Genomic DNA, 22078 nt, shown 5'->3' with positions numbered 1-22078 from the left:
CCACGTGCTGCCGAGGCGTCAGCGGGTGACGGTGAGTGCCAGTACCGCGAGGTCGTCGGGCTCGTGCCGGGAGCCGGTCAACTGGTGCTCCACCGCGGCTGCGACCGCGGCGACGGTCGCCTCGGCGTCGAGCGGCGCGCCGGCGACGACCCGGAGGAGGGCGTCCTCGCCGAACTGCCGGCCGGCGTCGTCACGGGCCTCGGTGACCCCGTCGGTGTAGAGGACCAGCGTCGATCCGGGCGGCAGGGCCAGGTCGCTCTCCGTGAACCGCACGTCGGCGTCGATGCCGAGCGGGCGGCCCACGGTGCCGACCTCCTCGGCGAGGCCGTCGGGGCGGCGCAGGACCGGCAGCGGGTGGCCGGCGACGCTCAGCCGCGCGCGATAGCCGGTGTCGGCCGGTTCGAGGACCAGGCAGCAGGCCGTGACGAAGCGCAGCGGGCCCTCGCCGGTCTCGTGCAGGAGGGCGGCGTTCACGGCCGCGAGGATCTCCGCCGGGCTCCCGGCGGCCGCCGCCCGGGCGGTGTGCCGGGTGATCGCGGTGACGGCCGCGGCCTCGGCGCCGGTGCCGCAGACGTCGGCGATCAGCACCATCCAGCGGCCGTCGGGCAGGGGCATCACGTCGTAGGTGTCGCCGCCGACCAGCGCGGTGTCGCCCCCGCCGGCGCGGTAGCGGGCAGCGAGCTGCACACCCGGGATGGCCGGGAGGTGCGAGGGGAGCAGGCTGCGCTGCAGCGTGTCGGCGAGCTCGCGGACCTCGGACTCGGCGCGCAGCCGGCCGAGGAACTGACCGATCTGCCGGCCGGCGCTGCCGAGCACGTCCAGCAGCTCCGGGGGCACCGCCCGGGCCTGCCGGGTGAAGAGCTCGCACACGCCGAGCAGCGTGTCGCCGCGGAGGACGGGGAAGGCCACGCCGGTGCGGAACCCGGCCGACCGGGCCGCCGTCGCGGCGAGGTTCGCCGGTGCGGCGGGGAGGTCCTCCAGCGCCACGGGAGCCTGCCGGCGCCAGGTGAGGCCGGGCAGGCCCTGGCCGCGGGTGAAGGTCAGCGACTGCTTCGCGGTGTGCAGCGCGGCGACGTCGACGCCGGGGACGGCCCAGATGCCGGCGTAGCTGAGTCGCCGCCCGGTCTCGTCAGGCTGCCACAGGGTGGCGCAGTCCCAGTCCAGCTCGGCGCAGAGGTGGGGGAGCAGCCGCTCGAACGCCACGTCGGCGTCGGGGGCCTCGGTGAGCGCGGCGGTCACGCGCATCGTGGCGGCGAGGTACCGGCTGACCTCGAACTGCCGCTCGAGCAGGATCGTGGCGCTCGCGTCGCGGAGGACGGCGACCACCAGCGCGTCGCCGGACCCGGCGTCGGCCGGCGACGTCAGCCGCGACAGGGTCAGGTCGATCGGCACCTCGTGCCCGTCCGCGTGCAGCGCCGGTACCTGCGTGGTGGCGCCGACGAGCTTGCCCCTACCCGTGGCGCGGAAGCGGGAGAAGCCCTCGTTGTGCCCGATGCGCAGTCGCTCGGGCATGAGCACCTGCAGCGGACGGCCCGTCAACGCCGCCGGCTCGTGCCCGAGCAGATTTCGCACCGACGGGCTGATGTAGGCGATGCGGCCCTCGGCGTCGGCGACGACGACCGTGTCCGGCAGGGCCGCGAGGAGCGCGTCCGCGGGAAATTGCGAGCTGATTTCGGACACCTGTCCTCCCTCGGGTCCAAGCATCCCCCGTGGACGGCGACCCGGGGCAGGGTCTCATACCGTTTCCGTGACGCTTCGTGCACTGTCCGTCGACGGATCGACAGAGCCGCAGGTCGCGATGTCGCTACGGCGGGCGGGGCGCCTTGTCAGAACGCGTACCGCACCCGCAGCCATGGTGCATGCGCGACCAGCAGGCCCTGCAGCCGGTCCAGCGCCGCGCGCTTCACCCCGGCCCGGTAGCGCACGTTGTCCTGGCCGTTCTGGCTCCGCTTGGGCTCCTGGAGGTCCGGCCGCCAGAGCAGCGCCTCGGCGACGGGGTGCCAGCCCAGGTTCACCTCGTGCAGTGCCTCGTTGTGGGTCAGCATGATCACCTCGGCCGCCGCCTGCGCCTTGGCGGCCGGGGAGAGGACGTCGTCCAGCTGCCGGAGCAGCCCGGTCCACGCCGCCTCCCAGCCCTCGCGGAGCACCACGGGGGAGAGGTTCAGGTGCACCTCGTACCCGGCCTCGACGAAGTCGTCGACGGCGGCGATCCGTTCCGCCATCCGGCTGGTGCGCACGTCCAGCACCCGGGCGTCGTCGTCGGGCATGACGGAGAACCGGATGCGGGTGCGCCCGGCGGGGTTCAGCTCGAGCAGCTGCCGGTTGACGTACTTGGTCGCGAACGAGGCCTTCGCGGTGGGCAGATCGCGGAAGGTGCCGATCAGGTCGGCCACGTTGTCGCTCACCAGCGCGTCCACCGAGCAGTCGCTGTTCTCGCCGATGTCGTAGACCCAGGAGGCGGGGTCGCACTGGTTCGGCTCGGCCTTGGGTCCCTGGCGGGCGACGTGCCGGCGCAGGTGTGCGGTGGTCTGCTCGATGTTGGTGAACACCGTGATCGGGTTGGCGAAGCCCTTGCGCCGCGGCACGTAGCAGTAGGCGCACGCCATCGCGCACCCGTTCGCCAGGCCCGGGGCGATGAAGTCGGCGGACCGGCCGTTGGGCCGGGTGGTCAGGCCCTTCCGGACGCCGAGGACCAGCGTCTCGGTCTTGACCCGCACCCAGCGGTCCACGTTGCCGGCGTTGCCGTGCAGCTCCGGGATCTGCCAGTGGGAGGGGACCTCGACCACCTCGGCGTCGGGGAACCGGCCGAGCACGGAGTGGCCGCGGGGTGAGTCCAGCGCCGCCGGCTCTGCGTAGATCTGCCGGATCTGCAGCAGCCGGTTCGGCGGCATCGGCGTCGCCGGCGGTCCGACGTCGAAGAGGGTGAGCGGCTCGGCGGCGGCCATGCCGGGTGCAGCGTCCCTGCTCCCGACGGCATTCCGGCCGGTCCGCGCGTCGGACATGCGGTTGCGTCCCGCCACCATCGGGCACTGCTCCACGGAGCGGCACCCGAGAAGGGGTGCTCGGCGACGGGAGACCCATGAAGGCAGTGACCTGGCACGGACAGCGCGACGTACGGGTGGAGGAGGTCCCCGACCCCTTCGTGCAGGAGCCGACCGACGCGGTCATCCGCGTGACGACGTCGAACATCTGCGGCTCGGACCTGCACCTGTACGAGCCGCTGTCACCGTTCATGGGCGTGGGCAACATCCTCGGCCACGAGAACATGGGCCAGGTGGTGGAGGTCGGGTCGGCCGTCACGAACCTCAAGGTGGGCGACCGGGTCTCCATCCCGTTCCAGATCTCCTGCGGGCACTGCTGGATGTGCCAGCAGCAGCTGTACACCCAGTGCGAGACGACGCAGGTGCGCGAGCACGGCACCGGTGCGGCGCTCTTCGGCTTCTCCAAGCTCTACGGCGAGGTCGCCGGTGGCCAGGCCGAGTACCTGCGGGTGCCCCAGGCCCAGTTCACCCACATCCCGCTGCCCGACGGCCCGCCGGACGACCGGTTCGCCTACCTCTCGGACATCCTGCCGACCGCCTGGCAGGGCGTGGAGTACGCGGCGGTGCCCGACGGCGGCACGCTCGTCGTCCTGGGGCTCGGTCCGATCGGTGACTTCGCCTGCCGGATCGCCCAGCACAAGGGCTACCGCGTGATCGGCGTCGACCTGGTGCCCGAGCGGCTGGAGCGGGTGCGGGCCCGGGGCGTCGAGGTGGTGGACCTCAACGAGGTCGAGTCCATCGGCGACGCCATCCGCGACATGACCAGCGGTCGCGGCCCGGACTCGGTGCTCGACGCCGTCGGCATGGAGGCCCACGGGTCGCCGGCCACGAGCTTCGTCCAGAAGGCGGCCGGTCTGCTGCCCAAGGCGGTCTCCGCACCGCTCATGGAGCACGCCGGCGTCGACCGGCTGAACGCGCTCTACTCCGCGATCGACATCGTCCGGCGTGGCGGCACCATCTCGCTGTCCGGCGTCTACGGCGGCGCGGCGGACCCGATGCCGCTGATGACGATGTTCGACAAGCAGATCCAGCTGCGCATGGGCCAGTGCAACATCAAGCGCTGGATCCCCGAGATCATGCCGCTGCTGACCGACGCCGACCCGCTCGGCGTGGACACCTTCGCCACCCACCGGGTGCCGCTCTCGCAGGCGCCCGAGATGTACGCCAAGTTCCAGAAGAAGGAAGACGGCGTCGTGAAGGTGCAGCTCAAGCCGGAGCTCTGAGGGAGTGCCGGTGCCCCGCCGTCCGGTGGGGCACCGGTCCCCCCTCAGGACTCCGACCGCTCAGGGTCCGAGCGCTCCGGCCGGTAGCTGTAGGCGGCTTCGCGCACCGTGTCGTCCTCCTCCAGCCCGGCGCCCAGCGCGCCGCCGACGGTGGCCAGCGAACAGGTGAGCCAGGCCAGCTCCAGGTAGTCGGAGAACCGCGCCGCGTGCCCCAGGCCCTCGCTGAACAGCGGCTCGACCACCAGGAAGAGCCCGCCGAGCAGGGCGAGCACGAACAGCGCCAGGTACAGCGACAGGACTCCGATGGTCACCGTCGCTGCCGTCGCGATGTTGAACAGCACCACCTGCTTGCGCACCCGGCGCGAGCGAGGGCGCTCCCACATGTCGGCGCCCACGATCAGCGTGACGGTGATGGCGACGACCGAGCCGATCGCGACGACCAGCAGCCGCACCCAGCCGAACGCGTCGGCGAGCATCCAGATGTCCGGGGTCACCAGCGCGAAGACGCCGGCGGCGATGGCCGCCGTCAGTGCCCGCGAGAGCCGCGCGGCCAGCCGCCAGGGGCGGTTGGCCCGCACCATGCCGCTGAGCAGCCGCAGATTGCCCGTGACGACCCGGGCGGTGAACCGCACGCCCTCGGTGGAGTCGGCCGGGTCGGTGGCCAGCTGTCGCAGACGCTGCCCCAGCTCCGCCCGGTCCCCGGGGTCGTCGGGGTCGTCGCCGCCGTCGCTCACCAGGGCCTGGACGAGACCCACCGCCGTCCCGAGTGCCCGCTTCCGGCGGCCGACCGCACCGAGTGCCGGCAGGGAGAGCACCGCGACGCCGTGCAGGGGGCTGGCGTGACCGGTCACCGGACGGCGGTCGACCTCCAGCGGCACGTCGGTCAGGCACACGGCCAGGTCCCAGTCGGCGGCGAGCAGTCGTTCGCGGGTGGCGGCGACCAGCTCGGCGTCGTCGGCAGGGGGCTGGACCAGCCCGTCCTCGACGGTGGGCACCTGCCAGGTGACCTCGGGGTGCCGGGCGGCGAGCTCCGCGGCGAGCTCGCCGGCGAGGCCCTTGGCCAGTTCGGCGGGTGCACCGGGGGCCGCCACCAGCCCGACCACGACCACGGGCGGAACAGCCTGGGCCACCGGGTTCCTCTCGTCCACGTCCACGGGGACGTCCTGGGGGATCGGCGGAGTCACGACAGCCGAGCATTCCAGGCGTCGGCCGGCTCGGCCGGTCAGGAGGACCAGGAGAGCCGAAGCTCACGCGGTCGGGTGAGCGCCCCCAGACGGGAGTCGCGCGCCGTCCCGCACGGGCAGCACGGCCGGTCCGTCGGGGCCGGTGACCACCTGTGCCCGGGCGCCGTAGTGGTCGGCCAGTGCGGTGGCGGTGAGCACCTCGCCGGGGCTGCCCTCGGCCACCACCCGCCCGTGCGACAGCAGTGCCAGGCGGTCGGCGTACTGGCCGGCCAGGGTCAGGTCGTGCAGCGTGCTGACGACGGTCAGCCCGTCCTGGCGGCGGAGCCGGTCGACGAGGTCGAGCACCTGTTGCGCGTGCCCGAGGTCCAGGGACGCCGTGGGTTCGTCGAGCAGCAGCACCCGGGGCTGCTGGGCCAGCGCCCGGGCCAGCACGGCCCGCTGCTGCTCACCGCCGGAGAGGGTCGACAGCAACCGGTCGGCCATCGGGGTCAGGCCGAGGCGCTCCATGACGTCCGCGACCACCCGCCGGTCCACACCGCGCGGCGCGGCCAGCAGCGGCCGGTGCGGGGTCCGGCCGAGGGTGACGTAGTCGCCGGTCGTCACGCCCTCGGGGAGGACCGGGATCTGCGGGGCGTAGGCCAGTGCGCGGGCGCGTTCCCGGCGTGGCATGCCGGTCGTCGGGACGCCGTCGACGCGCACCTGGCCCTGGTGCCGGTGGAACCCGAGCATCGAGCGCAGCAGCGTCGACTTGCCCGAGCCGTTGGGGCCGATGACCGCCAGCCAGCCGCCCGGGTCGACGGTCAGCCGGATCGAGTCGAGAACCTGCCGGCGGCCGTAGCCGGTCGACAGGCCGACGACCTCGACCCGCGCGCCGGTCCCGGGCGGAGGCGCGCTCACCGCTGCCGCGCTCCGATCCACAGCAGGCCCGCGAAGAACGGCGCCCCGATGAAGGCGGTGACCACGCCGATCGGCAGCTCGGCGGGCGCGATCACCACACGGGCGACGACGTCGGTCAGGACGAGGAACGCGCCGCCGATGAGCAGCGACACCGGCAGCAGCCGGGCGTTCGAGCCGCCGACGAAGCGGCGGGCGATGTGCGGCACCACCAGGCCGACGAAGCCGATGAGACCGCTGACCGCGACCGCGGACGCGGTGGCCAGTGACGCGGCCACGATCACCAGCAGGCGGAGCCGACCTGGGTGGACACCCAGCGACGAGGCCTCGTCGTCGCCCACGGCGAGCACGTCGAGCGCGCGGCCGCAGAGCAGCAGGACCAGGCAGGAGGCGCCGAGGTACGGGAGCACGACCAGGACGTCGGACCACTGGGCCTTGCCGAGCTGCCCGAGCAGCCAGCCGTAGATCTCGCGCAGGTCGTCGGTGTTCTTCTGCTGGACCAGGGTCTGGCCCGCGGAGAGGAACGCGGCGACGGCGATGCCGGCCAGCAGCAAGGTGGGACCGTGCGAGCCGCCGGTGACCGCGCCGAGGGCCAGTGCGCACCCCACGCCCAGCAGGGCACCGGCGAAGGCTGCCAGCGGCACGATGCCGACCGGCCCGAGGGACTGCACGGGGGAGTAGGCGATCACCAGGGTGGCGCCCAGCCCGGCACCCGCGGCGGCGCCCAGCAGGTAGGGGTCGGCCAGCGGATTGCGGAAGACGCCCTGGTACGCGGCACCCGCGATGGCGAGGCCGGCGCCGACGAGCGCGGCCAGCAGGACGCGGGGCAGCCGCAGCTGCAGCAGCACCGCCTCCTGCGTGCCGCTGAGGCCGCCGGGCACGTCGATGCCCAGCGGCCCCAGCAGGCGGTCGAGCAGGGTGGCGACGACGGCGCCGGGAGCGAGCGGCAGTGCGCCGATCCACACCCCGGCCAGCATGGCGAGCACGAGGGCTACCCCGCTGCCCGCGAGGACCAGGCCCGGTCGCCGGCGCCCGCGAGGGGTCGCCGGCGCGGGGGTCCCGGGCTGGGAGCGGGTGCCGCTGCCCGCCGTCGCCGTCATCGCCGGTCCGTCAGCCCTGGAGGGACTCGGCGACGGCTTCGGCGAAGTCCGCGATCCGCGGACCCCAGCGGGAGGCGATGTCGTCGTCGGCCTCAAGCACGCGGCGCTCGGTCACGGCGGGCACCGTGGCGAAGGCGGGCCGCTGCGCGACGGTCGCCGCCGACTGCTCGCAGCACTTGGTGTCGGCCAGCACGATCAGGTCCGGCGCCTCGCTGACGACGTACTCGGGGGAGAGCTGCGGGTAGCCGCCGGCCGCCTCACCGGGACCGTCGGCGATGTTCTCCAGGCCGAACATCGCGTAGATGCTGCCGACGAACGTGCTGCTGTCCGCGGAGTACAGCTCCGGACCGAGCTCGTGGTAGACGGTCATGCCTTCCACGTCGTCGGGCACCGATTCCACCGCCTCGGTGATCCGCTCCTGCACCTCGGCCACCACCTCGCCGGCCTCTTCGGGATGGCCGGTCGCCTCGCCCAGGGTCTCGATCTGGGCGTAGGTGTCGTCGACGCCCACGGCTGCCTCGAGCAGCAGGGTGGGCACGGCCAGGGCGTCGAGCGCGTCGACGATGCCGTTCTGGTCGTTGCTCAGGACCACCAGGTCCGGCTCGTACCCGGCGATCGCCTCGGCGTTCGGGGTGAAGCCCGAGAGGTCGGTGACCGGGGCGTCCTCCGGGAAGTTCGAGTAGTCGTCGACGGCCTTCACCTGGTCGCCGGCGCCGATGGCGAAGAGCATCTCGGTCGCCGAGGGCGACAGCGAGACGATCGACTCCGGCTGCTCCTCGAGGGTGACCTCGCCGTTGGAGCCGGTCACGGTGACCGGGAAGGCCGCGGAGTCCGAGCTCTCGGCGGCGCTGCCGCTGCCGGAGTCGCCGCCTCCGCAGGCGGTGACGGCCAGGAGCAGAGCGAGCAGGAGGGCCGGCAGCACGGCGGGGCTTGCCCGGCGCGGTTCCCGGGCCGTCGTCCGCGGCCGGGAGAGGAAACGGGGCAAGAAGAGCCTCCAGTGGAGGCGGCGGTGTCGCCCATGGTCTGCCGGCGGCAGGATGCGCGACCCTTACCGCGAGGGTCGGTGACATGCCGCAGGGCAGGCGATCTGGCTGGGCCGGGGATCCCGGGGGATCGGGGGCCTTCACAGTTGCGGGACAGCGCCGGGATTGCACCGGACTTCGCTGCCGCTACGGCACCGGCCCGGAGGCCGGCGGGGCGAATCTACCAGCGGCCGGTCAGGACGCGGCCCCGAGCACCGCGGAGTAGACCTCCGTCGTGCGCTGGGCGATGGCCGCCCAGCCGAACTCCGACAGCACCCGCTCGCGGCCGGCGGCGCCCATCGCCGTGGCCCGCTGCGGATCGGCCAGCAGCTCGCTCGTCCGGGCGGCCAGGCCTGCGGCGAACCCGGCCGGGTCCGCCCCGTCGTAGGGCACGAGGAGCCCGGTCCGGCCGTCGTCCACGACCTCCGGGATGCCCCCGACGGCGCTGGCGACGACGGCGGTGCCGCAGGCCGCCGCCTCCAGGTTCACGATGCCGAGCGGCTCGTAGACCGAGGGGCAGACGAAGACCGTCGCGCCGGTGATCAGCGGCACCAGCTGCTCGCGCGGCAGCATCGCCTCGATCCAGACCACTCCCTCGCGGCGGGCCTGCAGGTCGGCGACCGCCTCGGCGACCTGCTGGCGCTCTGCGGGGGTGTCCGCGGCGCCGGCGCACAGGACCAGGCCGACGTCGGCGGGCAGCTGCTCGGCGGCGGCCAGCAGGTGGACCAGCCCCTTCTGCCGGGTGATCCGCCCGACGAACAGGGCGTAGGGACGGTCGGGGTCGACGCCCAGGCCGCGGACGACCTCGGGTGCGTGCACCGGGCGGTACGCCTCCGGGTCGACGCCGTTGTAGACGACGTGCACCCGCTCGGGGTCGAGCTCGGGATAGACGGCGAGGACGTCGGCGCGCATGCCCTCGCTCACCGCGATGACGGCGTCGGCGGCGAGGTAGGCGGTCCGCTCGGTCCACGAGGAGAGCCGGTAGCCGCCGCCGAGCTGCTCGGCCTTCCACGGACGGCGCGGCTCGAGCGAGTGCGCGGTGATGACGTGCGGGACGCCGTGCACGATCGAGGCGAGCATCCCGGCGCCGTTGGCGTACCAGGTGTGGCTGTGCACGAGGTCGGCGCCGGAGAGCGCGGCGGCGATCTCCACGTCGGTGCCCCAGGCCTGGAGTGCGCCGTTGGCCTCGCGCAGCGCCTCGGGCACCGGGTGTCCGGTGGCGTCGCCCCGCGGGTCGCCGAAGCAGTGCACGTCGAGCTCCGGGCCTGCCGGCAACGAGCGCAGCGCGGCGACCAGGTGTTCGACGTGCACACCCGCGCCGCCGTAGACGGCCGGTGGCCACTCCCGCGTGACGATTCCGATGCGCACGCCCTCATCTAAAAGGACCCCCTCGTCCCCCGCCGCTCGCGGGCCCGGTGGGCACCCTGAAGGGTGGCCGTGCCATCCGCTCACGTGGCCGGCGGCAGCGACAGTCGGGCCGGGCCTTCTGCCGTCCAGCCGCGTCGTGCCACGGTCGAACGGACGGCGGACCGGCTGGACCCCTCCTGGGTGGCGGCCGGGCCCGAGAGAGGGGCTGCACCTGCCCTTAAGGGTGGTCGGGAGCGGGTTCGATGCGTGGTCCGGCCCGGCAGCGGCTACCTTTCCGGCATGCGTGGCGGTCCTCGGGTTCTCGGCATCGTCCTCGCCGGTGGCGAGGGCAAGCGGCTGTCGCCGTTGACGGCCGACCGGGCGAAGCCCGCGGTGCCGTTCGGCGGCAACTACCGGCTCATCGACTTCGTGCTGTCCAACCTGGTGAACGCCGACATCCGGCAGATCGCCGTCCTGACGCAGTACAAGAGCCACAGCCTGGACCGGCACATCACCACCACCTGGCGGATGTCGCAGCTGCTGGGGAACTACATCACCCCGGTCCCGGCCCAGCAGCGGCTCGGCCCGCGCTGGTACACCGGCAGCGCCGACGCGATCTTCCAGAGCCTGAACCTGATCTACGACGAGCGCCCCGAGATCGTCGTCGTCTTCGGCGCCGACCACGTGTACCGGATGGACCCGGCGCAGATGATCGACCAGCACCTGCGCACCGGTGCCGGCGTCACCATCGCCGGGCTGCGGGTGCCGCGCCGCGAGGCCACCGGGTTCGGCGTGATCGACGCCGACGCCGAGGGCCGCGTGCGCGGCTTCCTGGAGAAGCCGGCCGACCCGCCCGGCCTCCCGGACTCGCCCGAGGAGAGCTTCGCCTCCATGGGCAACTACGTCTTCACCACCGACGCCCTGCTCGAGGCGCTGCGGACCGACGCCGAGGACGAGTCCTCCGAGCACGACATGGGTGGCTCGATCATGCCGATGCTGGCCGCGGCCGGTGAGGCGTGGGTCTACGACTTCTCCACGAACATCGTGCCGGGCACGAGCGAGCGCGACCACGGCTACTGGCGCGACGTGGGGACCATCGACTCCTACTACGACGCGCACATGGACCTGGTGTCGGTCACCCCGGTGTTCAACCTCTACAACGACCGCTGGCCGATCTTCACCCTTCCGCCGCAGCTGCCCCCGGCGAAGTTCGTGCTCGGCGGCCGGGCCGAGGAGTCGATGGTCAGCGCCGGCGCGATCATCGGCGGCGGCTCGGTGCACAACTCGGTCATCTCGCCCGGGGTCCGCGTGGAGCGCGGTGCGCGCGTCGAGGACAGCGTGATCATGGACGGCGTCTACATCGGCGAGGGCGCGCACGTGCGCCGGGCGATCCTGGACAAGAACGTCGTCGTCCCCGCCGGTGCGCGCATCGGACTGGACCCGGAGCTCGACCGGCAGCGGTACCACGTCAGCGAGGGCGGCGTGACGGTCCTCGGCAAGGGCGCCCGCGCCTACGCCTGACGAAGGACCCTCGTGCCCCCCGCCCCTCGCTCCGCTCGGACCGGGCCCCTGCACGACGGCCGTTCCAGCACGTCACCTCTGATCGTCACGCTGCTGCTGGAGGACGACGCCCAGGCGAGGTTCGACCGGCTGCGCGCCGAGCACTTCCCGTTACGGCCCCTGTCAGGGGCCCGCCCCGAGCGTGCGAGGGGTGGGGGGACAGGGGTGTTTCGGCTCGCCGCGCACGTGACGCTGTTCCACGCGCTGCCGGGGGAGCAGGTCGACGCCGTCCGTGCCGACCTCGCCGCGGTCGCGGACCGCGACGCCTTCGACGTCGCCGTCACCGGGCTGCGGTTCCTCGGACGCGGGGTGGCCTACACACTCGAGTCGGCGGAGCTGGCGGCCGTGCGCCGCAGGCTCGCCACGGCGTGGGAGCCCTGGCTGACGCCGCAGGACCGGCAACGGCACGCCCCGCACGTCACCGTGCAGAACAAGGTCGACCCCGCGGTCGCCCGGGACCTGCACGACCGGCTGCTCGCCGGCTTCGCGCCCTGGACGGTGCGCGCCCGGGGGCTGGGGCTGTGGCGCTACCTGGGCGGACCCTGGGCGCCGGTGGGCGAGCACCCGTTCCGGTGACGTCGTCCGCCCCGGGCGCGGGGCCAGCGGTCAGGCGCGCTTCGTGGCGATCAGCAGGCCGGAGCCGATCGGCAGGACGGCGGACAGCAGCGTCTCGTCGTCCCGGACGGTGCGGGCGATCTCCCGGTAGGCCACCGAGTGCGGATCCCGTGCCGTGCGGTCCGCGACCCGCCCGTCGGCGAGCAGTCCGTGGGCGGTGAGCGAACCGCCCACGCGCACCAGCCCGAGCAGGGCGGCCAGGTGCTCGCTGTAGTCGCGCGGCGGGCCGGCGCAGCAGACCAGGTCGTAGGCGCCGGGCGAGAGTCGGGGGATGACCTCGGCCGGGGTGCCGAAGATGAGCCGGGCACGGCTGGCCGGGACCTTGGCCTCGGCGAGCGCCTTGCGGGCGGCGCCGAGTTGCTCCGGGTCGCCGTCCAGCGCGGTGAGGACGCCGTCGGGCCGCATGCCGCGCAGCAACCAGAGCGCGGCGAGGCCTCCGCCGCTGCCGATGGAGACGACCGACCGGGCGCCCGCGGTGGTGGCCAGGACGGCGAGGGTGGCCCCGACCGCCGGCTCGACCGGCGGGGGACCGGAGAGGAAGTGCGCCCGGTGCCGGGCGGCGGTCATCTCCGGGCTCTCCGCGGCGAAGCGGTCGGCGTAGGCAGCGCTCGGATCGGTGCCGCTCCCGGGCGGCGTTCCCTCGGCGCTCATCACCGGCCGAGGGTAGTGGCCGCGGGATCGGTCACCCGTGCGGCGGCGTTCCCTGTGCGTCTCCTGGGAGTCCCGGTACCCGGGAACACGGCTGTGTCGACCGTCCGTTGTCCTGTACGTGCGCGCGAAGCGAGCGATCCCTGCCGACATCCCCCCTGCCGGGGAGGTCGGAACACCTCCGATCTGCGATCCTGGTGACGTGTCCGAGGCCACGCCAGACCAGCTGGCATCCCACGGCGCCGACCCGGACGTCTGGGTGGCGCCCACGTGGGAGCAGGTCGTGCGCGACCACTCCGCCCGCGTCTACCGGCTGGCCTACCGCCTGTCGGGGAACGCGCAGGACGCCGAGGACCTCACCCAGGAGACCTTCGTCCGGGTGTTCCGCTCGCTGGCCAGCTACTCGCCGGGCACCTTCGAGGGCTGGCTGCACCGCATCACCACGAACCTGTTCCTCGACATGGTGCGCCGTCGCCAGCGCATCCGGTTCGACGCACTGCCCGAGGACACCGAGCGGCTGCCCGGCCGGGCGCCCAGCCCTGAGCAGGTCTACGCCGACACCCACCTCGACCCGCAGGTCCAGGCGGCGCTGGACGCGCTGGCGCCGGAGTTCCGCGTGGCGGTGGTGCTCTGCGACATCGAGGGGCTCACCTACGAGGAGATCGCCGCGACGCTGGGGATCAAGCTCGGCACCGTCCGCAGCCGCATCCACCGGGGTCGCGTCCAGCTGCGCTCGGCGCTGGCGCACCTCGCGCCGCGCCGGCCCGTCGCCGGGGAGGTCGGGGCGTGAACATCCCGGAGAGCCACCTCGCCCAGGAGGCCATCACCGCCCTCGTCGACGGCGAGCTGACCGCCGGTCCCGCGGGCCGGGCGGCCCGCCACCTCGCCGGGTGCATGCAGTGCCGGATGGCCGTCGAGGCGCAGCGCGAGGCCAAGGAGGCCCTGCACGGCTCCGCCGACGTCGCGGTCCCCGGTGACCTGATGTCCCGCCTCTGCGCCATCCCGTTCACCGCGGAGATGCCCGGCTCCGGGCCCGGCGCGATGAGCGCGGGTCCGGGGGAGCTGACGATGACCGGCGGCAGCGGGTCCTGGTCGCTCGACCTGACCGAGCCCGCCCCACGTCGCGGGCACCTCAGCGCGCGCTGGCTGCGCCGTGGCGTGGCCGGGACCGTGGTCGGCCTCGGCGTCGGAGTCACCGCGCTGGTCCTCAACCTCCCTGGCGACGGTCCCCGCGGCCCCGTCGGCCCGGCTGCCGACAGCGTGCGCCCCGTGCAGCACTCCGAGGTCGCCCCGCCCGCCGTGCGCACGGTCACCGTCGGCACCGCTCCCGGCGCTCCGCTGGGCGGCACCCCCTGAGCACTCCCGGGCAGCAGCGACCGGACGGCGACGCCTTCGTCCGGCCGTCCGGTCAGTCCGGTCCGTTCGACGAGACGGCGGCACGCCGGCTCGAGCCCCGCCCGGTCTCCGCGCCCGCTCCCAGCCCCGCGCAGGCCTCGGCGTTCGGCCGGCCGAACGAGGTGGACGGCAGCTTCGCCGGGAGCCGCCCCCCGCTCCCGTCCCGCCCCGTTCCGCCGCCCCCGCCCGAGGCGCTGCTGCGCGCCTTCGGCCCGCCCGCTCCCGGTGCGGCCGGCCTGCAGGAGCCGCCGTCGGGCCGACCGGGTCGCCGCCGGACCTCCTCTGGCCCGTGGTGGAAGGCCGACGCCCGCAGCGATCCGTGGCGGGATCCCGCGTCTCCCGCCGGCCTGGGTGCGCCCGCCGTCTACGACGAGGACGAGCAGCCCGGTCCGGTCGTCGTCGACGCCAAGGGACGCCGCAAGGTGCGCCTGCGCGACCTCTCCGTGCGGCTCACGACGCTCGCCGTCCTCGCGCTGCTGCTCGTCGGGATCGTCGCCGGCGGCGTGGGCTGGTACCTGACCCGCACCGCCGACGAGAGCCCGCTCTACGCGCCGGGCACCACGCTGTCGCAGGTCGATCCGGGGATCACCCGGGAGCCGGGCTCGGTGTCCGACATCGCCGACGCCGTCATCCCCGCCGTCGTCTCCATCGAGGTGCGGGTCGGGCAGGCAGGTGCCACCGGCTCCGGCGTGGTCATCGACGGCGAGAACGGCTACATCGTCACCAACAACCACGTGATCTCCGGCGCCGACGACGTCGAGGGCGCCGAGATCCGCGCCGTCTTCTCCGACGGCAGCGGGTCGGCCGCGCGCATCGTGGGCCGCGACCCGGCCAGCGACATCGCCGTCATCAAGGTGGAGAAGCCGGGCCTGGTCACCGCGTCGCTCGGCCGGTCCGAGGACGTCGTCGTCGGCGACCCGGTCGTCGCCATCGGCTCGCCCCTCGGCCTGGCCGGCACGGTCACCAGCGGCATCGTCAGCGCGCTCGACCGCCCCGTGCGGCTCTCCGGTGAGGGCACCGACACCAACGCGGTGATCAGCGCCGTCCAGACCGATGCGCCGATCAACCCGGGCAACTCCGGCGGCGCGCTCGTCGACGCCTCCGGTGCGCTCGTCGGCATCAACACCGCGATCGCCTCGACCGGTGCCGGTGGCTCCATCGGCCTGGGCTTCGCCATCCCGATCGACACCGTCAAGCGGATCTCCGAGCAGCTGATCTCGACCGGCGCGGCGGTGCACGCGGCCCTGGGCGTCAACGCGCGCTCGGTCACCGACGGCACCCGGGACGGCGCGCTGGTGCTCAACGTGGAGCCCGGCAGCGCCGCGGCCCGCGCCGGCATCCGGGAGGAGGACATCATCATCGCCGTCGCCGACACCCCGGTCGGGAGCTCCGAGGAGCTGGTGGTCGCGGTCGACGCCTACGCGCCGGGCGAGGAGGTCACCGTCGAGTTCGTCCGCGGCGGTGGCTCGCAGACGGTCCAGGCGACGCTCGACCCCGCCTAGTTCGCCGGGCGTTCACCGCCGCCACCTACGCTGGGAGCCCACGGAGGAGGGAGCGCGCGTGTTCGACTCGATCGGCTGGGGCGAGATCATCGTGCTCGGCCTCGCCGCGCTGTTCATCTTCGGGCCCGACAGGCTGCCGCACCTGGCCAAGGACGCCGCCGCCGGGCTCAAGAAGGTGCGGGCCGCGATCACCGGCGTCCGCGAGCAGATGCACGACTCGATGGGCGACGACTTCTCCGAGCTGCGCGACCTCGATCTGCGCAAGTACCACCCGCGCACGTTCATCCGCGACCAGCTGCTCAACGACGACGGCCCCACCGTCCACCGCGGCAGCGCCACGGGCTCGGCGGGGCTGTCCGCCGTCGCCGGGACGGTCGCCGCGGCGGAGGCGGCCCGGCCGCGCGACCGCAGCACCCCGCCACCGTTCGACGTCGACGCGACGTAGCGACGAGGGGGGGCCGGAGGCTCCCCGAGGAGATACGTGGAGCCGCCCTGCGAGGCGGGCAGAGGAGCGGGGCCCGGAGGGTCCCCGACGAGGCGCGGGAAACGGCTCAGCGCAGGTCGGGGACCGGTCGTGGTCGCGGTCGTCGTCCGGAGGACGACAGTGTTATCGGGGGTTACTTCCGGACGGGAGTGAGCCCCAGCGACATGCCCTGCAGGCCGCGCTGGCGGACGGCGAGCCCGTCGGCGATCTTCTCCAGCGCCTTGGCGGCCGGCGTCTCCGGGTCGGCCAGCACGATCGGCGCACCGGCGTCGCCGGCCTCGCGCAGACGCGTGTCCAGCGGGATCTGGCCGAGCAGCGGCACCCGGGCGCCGAGGGTCTTGGTCAGCGCCTCGGACACGGCCTCGCCACCGCCGGAGCCGAAGACCTCCATGCGCGAGCCGTCGGGCAGCTCCAGCCAGCTCATGTTCTCGATGACGCCGACCACCTGCTGGTGGGTCTGCGTCGCGATCGCGCCGGCCCGCTCGGCCACCTCGGCGGCGGCGAGCTGCGGCGTGGTCACGACGAGGATCTCGGCGTTCGGCAGCAGCTGCGCGATGGAGATGGCGACGTCACCGGTGCCCGGGGGCAGGTCGAGCAGCAGGACGTCCAGGTCGCCCCACCAGACGTCGGCCAGGAACTGCTGCAGCGCGCGGTGCAGCATCGGCCCGCGCCACACGACCGGGGTGTTGCCCGGGGTGAACATGCCGATCGAGATCAGCTTCACCCCGTAGGCCTGCGGCGGCATGATCATGCTGTCGACCTGGGTCGGCTTCTCCTCGGTACCGAGCATCCGCGGCACCGAGTGGCCGTAGATGTCGGCGTCCACGACGCCGACCGACAGCCCGCGCTTGGCCAGGGCCGCGGCCAGGTTCACCGTGACCGAGGACTTGCCGACGCCGCCCTTGCCGGAGGCGACGGCGTAGACGCGGGTCAGCGAGCCCGGCTGGGCGAACGGGATGACCGGTTCGGGGGTGTCACTGCCGCGGACGGTCTTGCGCAGCTCGGCCCGCTGCTCGTCGTTCATGACGTCCAGGACCACCGACACCCCGGTCACACCGGGGACGGCGCCCACGGCCGCGGTGACGCGGTTGGTGATCGTCTCGCGCATCGGGCAACCGGCGACGGTCAGGTAGACCTCGACGCGCACGGCGCCGTCCTGGCCGATCTGGACGTCCTTGACCATGCCGAGCTCGGTGAGCGGGCGGTTGATCTCCGGGTCCTGGACGGTGGCCAGGGCGGCGGTGATGGCGTCGAGCGCCGGAGAACCGGTCAGCGTGTCGGACATGCGGTGTCTGTCTCCTTCGGCGGGGGGACCCGGGCCGGAGCCGCGCACGGCGACCAGCGCACTGAGGTCGCCTGCCACTGTACGGCGGGCCGCGCGGCCCGCCGCCCGCCGGAGGGTGATCTGCCGCGCAGGGCGGCTTCCCCGCAGGGTTGTGGTTGTCCAACCCATGACCCGGGCGTCCAACCCATGCCCCGTTGGATCGGGGCTGGCCGGCACGCTGGGTTCACTGGGCCGTTGTTGCCGGACCCTATGCACAGTGCCGGCGCAGCCCGGCAACGCCGCTAGAGTGTCGGGATGGCGGGTGATGTACCTCAGACGGATTCGCGAATCGATCTGGAGGACACCCTTCGCCCACCCGAGACTTTGTTCCATTACACGTCCTCGGCTGGGCTACGCGGGATTCTGGAGACGGGGCATATCTGGGCCACCGATCTCGACTTCCTTAACGACGAGCGCGAGCTTCGTTACGGCCTCGACTTACTCCTCCCGCTGCTTCGCACGCATGTATTGGGCCGGTCCGAATCGCGGCTTGCCCGGGCGATCCTGGATGTACTGGGCAACACGCCGGGAACGAGACACTTCGTCGCGTGTTTTTGCGAGCGGGGTGATTTGCTGAGCCAATGGCGTGGCTACGGGACGCCGGGCGGCTACTCGCTGGGAGTTCGCACCAACCGATACTCGCTAGCGGACGCTCCGAACTTTGAGCGACCGGTGTACCAACGCGTCTGGTACGACCCTCAAGATGCTAAGGGGTTCGCCGACGCATGGGCGGATATGGCTAGCCAGGGCTTCATCGAGAAGTTCTCGTCAGTTATAGACGTCGAAGGGCAGGGACGGCGCGAGATTGACGACGACGACTTAGCCGAGCGTCTCTACAAGTTTGATATCGAGCACTATTGGCACCTTGAGCGACTGTGCGCCGTCCTTAAGGATCCGTCCTTTGCGGAAGAGAGGGAGTGGAGAATCCTTCGCTCGACGCATATGGGCTTCAGGCGCTCCCCGGAGATTCACTTTCGCGAGGGTTCCCTTGGGTTAACTCCGTACGCCCTGGTCGATCTTCGGGACGAATCGGGGCTCGTGCCAGTGTCGGAGGTCATCGTTGGGCCAGGCCCACACGCTCGGCTACGACTCAGCGCGGTGCAATTACTGTTGGAGAAGCTTGGCTATTCGAGAGATATCGTCGTCCGTTCGTCGGACGTCCCCTTTCGGCCTTGACTCGCTCGTGAAAGTGCTGCGATGGCTGGGTGCGGCAGGCGGGCCGCGCGGCCCGCCGCCCGCCGGAGGGTGATCTGCCGCGCAGGGCGGCGTCCTAGGGTCGGCGTCGTGCCCGTCGACCGTTCCCGCACCATCCGGGACTCCGTCGGCCTGGGGCTCGCGGTCGGTCTCTACGGCGTGGCGTTCGGCGCCTCGGCCGATGCCGCGGGTCTGGACCCCTGGCAGGCGGTGGTCCTCTCCGCGCTGATGTTCACCGGCGCCTCGCAGTTCGCGCTGGTCGGCGTCCTGGGCGCCGGCGGCAGCCCCGGGGCGGCCGTGGGCAGCGCCCTGCTGCTCGGCACCCGGAACACCGTCTACGGCGTGCGGATGGCGCCCCTGCTGGCGCCCCGCGGGGCGCTGCGCCGCGCGGCGGCGGCGCACTGGGTGATCGACGAGACGACGGCCATGGCCGTGGCCGCACCCGACCGGGAGACCGGGCGGCTGGCCTTCTGGGTCACCGGCGCCAGCATCTACCTGGGCTGGAACCTGATGACCCTGGTCGGGGTGCTCGGCGCCTCCGGGCTCGGGGGAACCGCGGAGGCGGCGCTGGACTCCGTCGTGCCGGCCGCCTTCCTGGCCCTGCTGTGGCCCCGGCTGCGCCGTGGCTTCGCCGAGCACGTCGTGCAGCGGCGGGTGGCGGTCGGGGGAGCGGTCGTGGCGCTGGCGCTGACGCCGTTCGTGCCCGCGGGCGTGCAGGTGATCGCGGCGGCGGTGGCGGTCGCGCTGGCCGGCCGGCCGCGCCGGGAGGTGCCGGCGTGAGCGCCGTCTGGATCGCCGTCGTCGTCGCCTCGCTGGGCTGCTACGCGCTCAAGCTGGCCGGGTTGTCCGTGCCCGCCGCATGGGTGGAGCAGCCCTGGGTCGCGCGGGTCGTCGACTTCGTGCCCGCCGCGCTGCTGGCCGCCCTGGTCGCGGTCCAGGCGGGAACCAGCGGCCAGGAGCTCGTGGTGGACGGGCGGCTGGCCGGCCTCGCCGTCGCCGCGCTGGCCCTGGCGCTGCGGGCGCCCTTCATCGTCGTCCTGGTCGTCGCCGGGGCGACCGGCGCCGTGGTCCATGTCCTCACCGGCTGACCGGCGGGGCGCGACCCGCCTGCTGCCGGGGTTCCTGCTCGCGGGCGTCCTGGCCGGGGTCGCGGCGAAGGCCGCCGACGAGTCGGGGTGGCGGTGGGCCGCCGACCTCGGCACGTTCCCGGCGGCATGGGTGCTGGCCGTCGCGCTGATCGGCCGGTGCGCGCCGACGGTGGTCGCCGCCGCCGTGCGCGCCGCGGTGTTCTTCGCGTCCATGACCCTGGCCTACTACTGCTACGCGGCGTGGGTGCTGCACTTCGGCTGGAACCGGCTCCTCCCGGTATGGCTCCTGCTGTCCGCCACGACCGTGGCCGCGACCGCCGCCGGCGTCCGGTGGGCCGCCCGCCGGTCCGGCCCGCTCCCCGCCGCCGGCTGGTCGCTCGCGGCCGGCATCGTGCTGGCCGGGGGTCAGTTCCTCCCGCTCTGGCGGCGGGTCACCGGGACCGCCGCGCGGGGGGAGGTGCTGATCCACCCGGTGCAGGGCGTCGTGGACGCCGTCGTCGCCCTCGTGCTGGTCCTCGTCCTGCCGCGCGACCTGCCGACCAGGATCTGGGCGCTCGTGCTGCTCGCGCCCATGACCTGGCTGGCCCTGCGGCTGTTCGACGCGTTCGGCGGCCTGATCAGCTGACCCGCGCCGGAGCGGCTGCTAGGCCCAGGGGGTGGCGGCCCGGAGGTCGGCGTCCTCGCGCTCCCGCTTCTTGCGCTTCTTCTCGCGCTTCTCGCCGTCGTCGCCCTCGTCGTTGGCCTTCCGGTTCAGCTCGCCCCGGATGAAGTCCCGGGTCGCCAGCTCGCCGATGGCCACGCGCAGGGCGGCCAGCTCGCGGGCCACGTACTCGGTGTCGGCCCGGGTCTGCGCGGCGCGGGCCCGGTCCTCCTCGGCCTGCACCCGGTCGCGGTCGGCCTGCCGGTTCTGCGCGAGCAGGATCAGCGGCGCGGCGTACGCGGCCTGGGTGGAGAAGGCCAGGTTCAGCAGGATGAAGGGGTAGGGGTCCCAGCGGAGCTTCACCGCGAAGACGTTCAGCCCGATCCAGATCAGCACGATCAGCGTCTGCACGAACAGGAAGCGGCCCGTGCCCAGGAACCGCGCGATGCCCTCGGCGAACTGGCCGACGGCGTCGGGGTTGAGCCGCAGGGAGCTGAACCGGCGGTTGCCGCCGCGGGGGACGTCGAGGCGGGGGGCGTCAGCCACGGCGCGACCGCTCCCGCCAGTCGTCGGGCAGCAGGTGGTCCAGGACGTCGTCGACGCTGACCGCGCCCACGAGCCGGCCCTGGGCGTCGACCACCGGCGCCGCGACCAGGTTGTAGGTCGCGAAGTAGTGGGTCACCTCGGCCAGCGGTGCCTCCGGCTTCAGCGGCTCCAGGTCGTCCAGCACGCCACTGACCAACGTCGAGGGAGGCTCGCGCAGCAGGCGCTGGATGTGCGCCAGGCCGAGGTAGCGGCCGGTGGGCGTGGCCGAGGGCGGCCGGCAGACGTAGACCTGGCTGGCCAGCGACGGCGTGAGCTCCTCCTGGCGCACCCGGGCCAGCGCCTCGGCGATGGTCGCGTCGGGCGCGAGGATCACCGGCTCGCTGGTCATGAGACCTCCGGCGGTGTCCTCGGAGTACTTGAGCAGCTGGCGCACCGACTCGGCCTCGTCGGGCTCCATGAGCTCCAGGAGCCGGTTGCGGTCCACGTTCGGCAGCTCCGACAGCAGGTCGGCGGCGTCGTCGGGGTCCATCTCCTCGAGGACGTCGGCGGCGCGGCTGTCCTCCAGGGTGCCGAGGATGATGATCTGCTCGGCCTCGGGGAGCTCGCCCAGGACGTCGGCCAGTCGCTCGTCGTCCATGGCCTCGGCGACCTCGTGCCGGCGCTTGATCGGCAGTTCCTGCAGGGCGTGCGCCATGTCGGCGGCGTTGAGCTCGCGATAGGTGGCGATCAGCGTCTCGGCGCCCTGGCCGGTCTGGGGGAGTGCGAGCCCGGTGACCTCGTCCCAGGAGACCTGGTGCAGCTGGCCGCGGCGGCCGATGCGGCCGGGCTCCTGCACGGCGAGGCGGGAGAGCACCCAGTCGCCGGTGCGGGCCTGCTCCATCCCGGCGTCGACGACGTGCGCCGGGCGCCCGGACTCGTTGATGGTCACCTGCCGGTCGAGCAGCTCGCCGAGCACCAGGGTCTCGCCCGCCCGCTGCTCGAACCGCTTGAGGTTGAGGGTGCCCGAGGCGAGCATCACGGCACCCGGGTCGATCGCGGTGACCCGGCCCATCGGCACGAAGATCCGCCGGCGGGCGACGACCTCGACCACGACGCCGAGGACGCGGGGCGCCGCGGTGCCCACGCGCAGGGCGACGACGATGTCGCGCACCTTGCCCACGCGGTCGCCGTTCGGGTCGAAGACGGTCAGACCCGCCAGTCGGGACACGTAGGCCCTGGTCACGGTGCTCACGGACCCTCCTCGCCGGCGCTCGTCGGCCCCTCGATCGGGG

General features: G+C 73.6%; 22 protein-coding genes. 11 read left to right on the top strand and 11 right to left on the bottom strand.

The annotated features are described in order from the left end of the window. Nucleotides 1-18: 18 nt before the first annotated feature. Nucleotides 19-1680, bottom strand: coding sequence for a SpoIIE family protein phosphatase (locus LBW97_RS05390; protein ID WP_224498390.1), 1662 nt, complete (start codon nucleotides 1678-1680; stop codon nucleotides 19-21). A gap of 146 nt (nucleotides 1681-1826) precedes the next feature. Continuing rightward, on the bottom strand, nucleotides 1827-2945 hold the full coding sequence (locus tag LBW97_RS05385; protein WP_224498389.1) for a spore photoproduct lyase family protein: 1119 nt from the start codon (nucleotides 2943-2945) through the stop codon (nucleotides 1827-1829). Between the two features lie 134 nt (nucleotides 2946-3079). On the opposite strand from LBW97_RS05385, the gene LBW97_RS05380 reads away from it, so the two are divergent. Next, a complete protein-coding gene (locus LBW97_RS05380) occupies nucleotides 3080-4264 on the top strand; it encodes a zinc-dependent alcohol dehydrogenase (RefSeq protein WP_224498388.1) in 1185 nt (394 codons plus the stop codon). Between the two features lie 44 nt (nucleotides 4265-4308). Here LBW97_RS05380 and LBW97_RS05375 read toward each other — a convergent pair whose 3' ends face one another. The 5 genes from LBW97_RS05375 to glgA form a co-directional block, all read right to left on the bottom strand. Then, nucleotides 4309-5418: a hypothetical protein gene (locus LBW97_RS05375; protein WP_224498387.1), complete on the bottom strand. Its 1110-nt coding sequence runs from the start codon at nucleotides 5416-5418 to the stop codon at nucleotides 4309-4311. Between the two features lie 93 nt (nucleotides 5419-5511). Continuing rightward, nucleotides 5512-6345: an ABC transporter ATP-binding protein gene (locus LBW97_RS05370; protein WP_224498386.1), complete on the bottom strand. Its 834-nt coding sequence runs from the start codon at nucleotides 6343-6345 to the stop codon at nucleotides 5512-5514. Further along, nucleotides 6342-7442, bottom strand: coding sequence for an iron ABC transporter permease (locus LBW97_RS05365; protein ID WP_224498385.1), 1101 nt, complete (start codon nucleotides 7440-7442; stop codon nucleotides 6342-6344). Before LBW97_RS05365 ends, LBW97_RS05370 begins: the two co-directional genes overlap by 4 nt. A 10-nt stretch (nucleotides 7443-7452) precedes the next feature. After that, nucleotides 7453-8364 carry an ABC transporter substrate-binding protein gene (locus tag LBW97_RS05360; RefSeq protein WP_224498384.1) on the bottom strand — a complete coding sequence of 304 codons (912 nt, stop codon included), beginning with the start codon at nucleotides 8362-8364 and terminating at the stop codon, nucleotides 7453-7455. A 295-nt stretch (nucleotides 8365-8659) separates the two neighbouring features. Continuing rightward, complete coding sequence (gene glgA / locus LBW97_RS05355) at nucleotides 8660-9832, bottom strand: glycogen synthase (protein WP_224498383.1); 1173 nt, start codon at nucleotides 9830-9832, stop codon at nucleotides 8660-8662. 279 nt (nucleotides 9833-10111) lie between these two features. Between glgA and glgC the strand changes: the two genes are divergently transcribed. Beyond that, on the top strand, nucleotides 10112-11332 hold the full coding sequence (gene glgC / locus LBW97_RS05350; RefSeq protein ID WP_224498382.1) for a glucose-1-phosphate adenylyltransferase: 1221 nt from the start codon (nucleotides 10112-10114) through the stop codon (nucleotides 11330-11332). 12 nt (nucleotides 11333-11344) lie between these two features. Continuing rightward, nucleotides 11345-11947, top strand: coding sequence for a 2'-5' RNA ligase family protein (locus LBW97_RS05345; RefSeq protein ID WP_224498381.1), 603 nt, complete (start codon nucleotides 11345-11347; stop codon nucleotides 11945-11947). Between the two features lie 30 nt (nucleotides 11948-11977). On the opposite strand, the gene LBW97_RS05340 is transcribed toward LBW97_RS05345, so the two are convergent. Continuing rightward, nucleotides 11978-12637, bottom strand: a complete 660-nt coding sequence (locus tag LBW97_RS05340; protein ID WP_224498380.1) for an O-methyltransferase — start codon at nucleotides 12635-12637, stop codon at nucleotides 11978-11980. 199 nt (nucleotides 12638-12836) lie between these two features. Between LBW97_RS05340 and sigE the strand changes: the two genes are divergently transcribed. The 4 genes from sigE (at nucleotide 12837) to LBW97_RS05320 (ending at nucleotide 15976) form a co-directional block, all read left to right on the top strand. After that, nucleotides 12837-13424 carry an RNA polymerase sigma factor SigE gene (gene sigE / locus LBW97_RS05335; RefSeq protein ID WP_224498379.1) on the top strand — a complete coding sequence of 196 codons (588 nt, stop codon included), beginning with the start codon at nucleotides 12837-12839 and terminating at the stop codon, nucleotides 13422-13424. Beyond that, nucleotides 13421-13990, top strand: a complete 570-nt coding sequence (locus LBW97_RS05330) for an anti-sigma factor (RefSeq protein ID WP_224498378.1) — start codon at nucleotides 13421-13423, stop codon at nucleotides 13988-13990. The genes sigE and LBW97_RS05330 overlap by 4 nt, the downstream gene beginning before the upstream one ends. A 161-nt stretch (nucleotides 13991-14151) precedes the next feature. Continuing rightward, complete coding sequence (locus LBW97_RS05325) at nucleotides 14152-15531, top strand: S1C family serine protease (protein ID WP_224498377.1); 1380 nt, start codon at nucleotides 14152-14154, stop codon at nucleotides 15529-15531. Nucleotides 15532-15589: 58 nt separating this feature from the next. Beyond that, nucleotides 15590-15976 (top strand): twin-arginine translocase TatA/TatE family subunit, encoded by a 387-nt coding sequence (locus LBW97_RS05320; protein WP_224498376.1) that lies wholly within the window; start codon nucleotides 15590-15592, stop codon nucleotides 15974-15976. A gap of 172 nt (nucleotides 15977-16148) precedes the next feature. Here the strand turns inward: LBW97_RS05320 and LBW97_RS05315 are convergent, their stop codons facing one another. After that, entirely contained in the window at nucleotides 16149-17300 is a 1152-nt protein-coding gene (locus LBW97_RS05315) for an Mrp/NBP35 family ATP-binding protein (RefSeq protein WP_224498375.1), read from the bottom strand. A gap of 294 nt (nucleotides 17301-17594) precedes the next feature. On the opposite strand from LBW97_RS05315, the gene LBW97_RS05310 reads away from it, so the two are divergent. The 4 genes from LBW97_RS05310 (at nucleotide 17595) to LBW97_RS05295 (ending at nucleotide 20246) form a co-directional block, all read left to right on the top strand. Beyond that, nucleotides 17595-18515, top strand: a complete 921-nt coding sequence (locus tag LBW97_RS05310) for a DUF2971 domain-containing protein (RefSeq protein WP_224498374.1) — start codon at nucleotides 17595-17597, stop codon at nucleotides 18513-18515. A gap of 108 nt (nucleotides 18516-18623) precedes the next feature. After that, nucleotides 18624-19313: an AzlC family ABC transporter permease gene (locus LBW97_RS05305; RefSeq protein ID WP_224498373.1), complete on the top strand. Its 690-nt coding sequence runs from the start codon at nucleotides 18624-18626 to the stop codon at nucleotides 19311-19313. Continuing rightward, entirely contained in the window at nucleotides 19310-19621 is a 312-nt protein-coding gene (locus LBW97_RS05300; RefSeq protein WP_224498372.1) for an AzlD domain-containing protein, read from the top strand. The genes LBW97_RS05305 and LBW97_RS05300 overlap by 4 nt, the downstream gene beginning before the upstream one ends. Then, nucleotides 19605-20246 (top strand): DUF6518 family protein, encoded by a 642-nt coding sequence (locus LBW97_RS05295; protein WP_224498371.1) that lies wholly within the window; start codon nucleotides 19605-19607, stop codon nucleotides 20244-20246. The genes LBW97_RS05300 and LBW97_RS05295 overlap by 17 nt, the downstream gene beginning before the upstream one ends. A gap of 18 nt (nucleotides 20247-20264) precedes the next feature. Here LBW97_RS05295 and LBW97_RS05290 read toward each other — a convergent pair whose 3' ends face one another. Then, nucleotides 20265-20807, bottom strand: a complete 543-nt coding sequence (locus LBW97_RS05290) for a DUF1003 domain-containing protein (protein WP_224498370.1) — start codon at nucleotides 20805-20807, stop codon at nucleotides 20265-20267. Next, the gene (locus LBW97_RS05285; protein ID WP_224498369.1) at nucleotides 20800-22038 is read right to left on the bottom strand and encodes a magnesium transporter MgtE N-terminal domain-containing protein; all 1239 of its coding nucleotides are present in this window, start codon (nucleotides 22036-22038) and stop codon (nucleotides 20800-20802) included. Before LBW97_RS05285 ends, LBW97_RS05290 begins: the two co-directional genes overlap by 8 nt. Nucleotides 22039-22078: the final 40 nt, after the last annotated feature.

The organism is Blastococcus sp. LR1, assembly GCF_020166105.1.
In the GTDB taxonomy this organism is placed as follows: Bacteria; Actinomycetota; Actinomycetes; order Mycobacteriales; family Geodermatophilaceae; genus Blastococcus.
Note: the sequence above shows the minus strand (reverse complement) of the source record. Positions and strands in the feature narration are given on the sequence as shown.

What these genes read in the sequence shown, in the direction of transcription:
- LBW97_RS05385 (WP_224498389.1), bottom strand. Translation starts at nt 2,945, where the DNA reads ATGGCCGCCGCCGAGCCGCTCACCCTCTTCGACGTCGGACCGCCGGCG.
- LBW97_RS05380 (WP_224498388.1), top strand. Translation starts at nt 3,080, where the DNA reads ATGAAGGCAGTGACCTGGCACGGACAGCGCGACGTACGGGTGGAGGAG.
- LBW97_RS05365 (WP_224498385.1), bottom strand. Translation starts at nt 7,442, where the DNA reads ATGACGGCGACGGCGGGCAGCGGCACCCGCTCCCAGCCCGGGACCCCC.
- glgC (WP_224498382.1), top strand. Translation starts at nt 10,112, where the DNA reads ATGCGTGGCGGTCCTCGGGTTCTCGGCATCGTCCTCGCCGGTGGCGAG.
- LBW97_RS05340 (WP_224498380.1), bottom strand. Translation starts at nt 12,637, where the DNA reads ATGAGCGCCGAGGGAACGCCGCCCGGGAGCGGCACCGATCCGAGCGCT.
- LBW97_RS05315 (WP_224498375.1), bottom strand. Translation starts at nt 17,300, where the DNA reads ATGTCCGACACGCTGACCGGTTCTCCGGCGCTCGACGCCATCACCGCC.
- LBW97_RS05310 (WP_224498374.1), top strand. Translation starts at nt 17,595, where the DNA reads ATGGCGGGTGATGTACCTCAGACGGATTCGCGAATCGATCTGGAGGAC.
- LBW97_RS05295 (WP_224498371.1), top strand. Translation starts at nt 19,605, where the DNA reads ATGTCCTCACCGGCTGACCGGCGGGGCGCGACCCGCCTGCTGCCGGGG.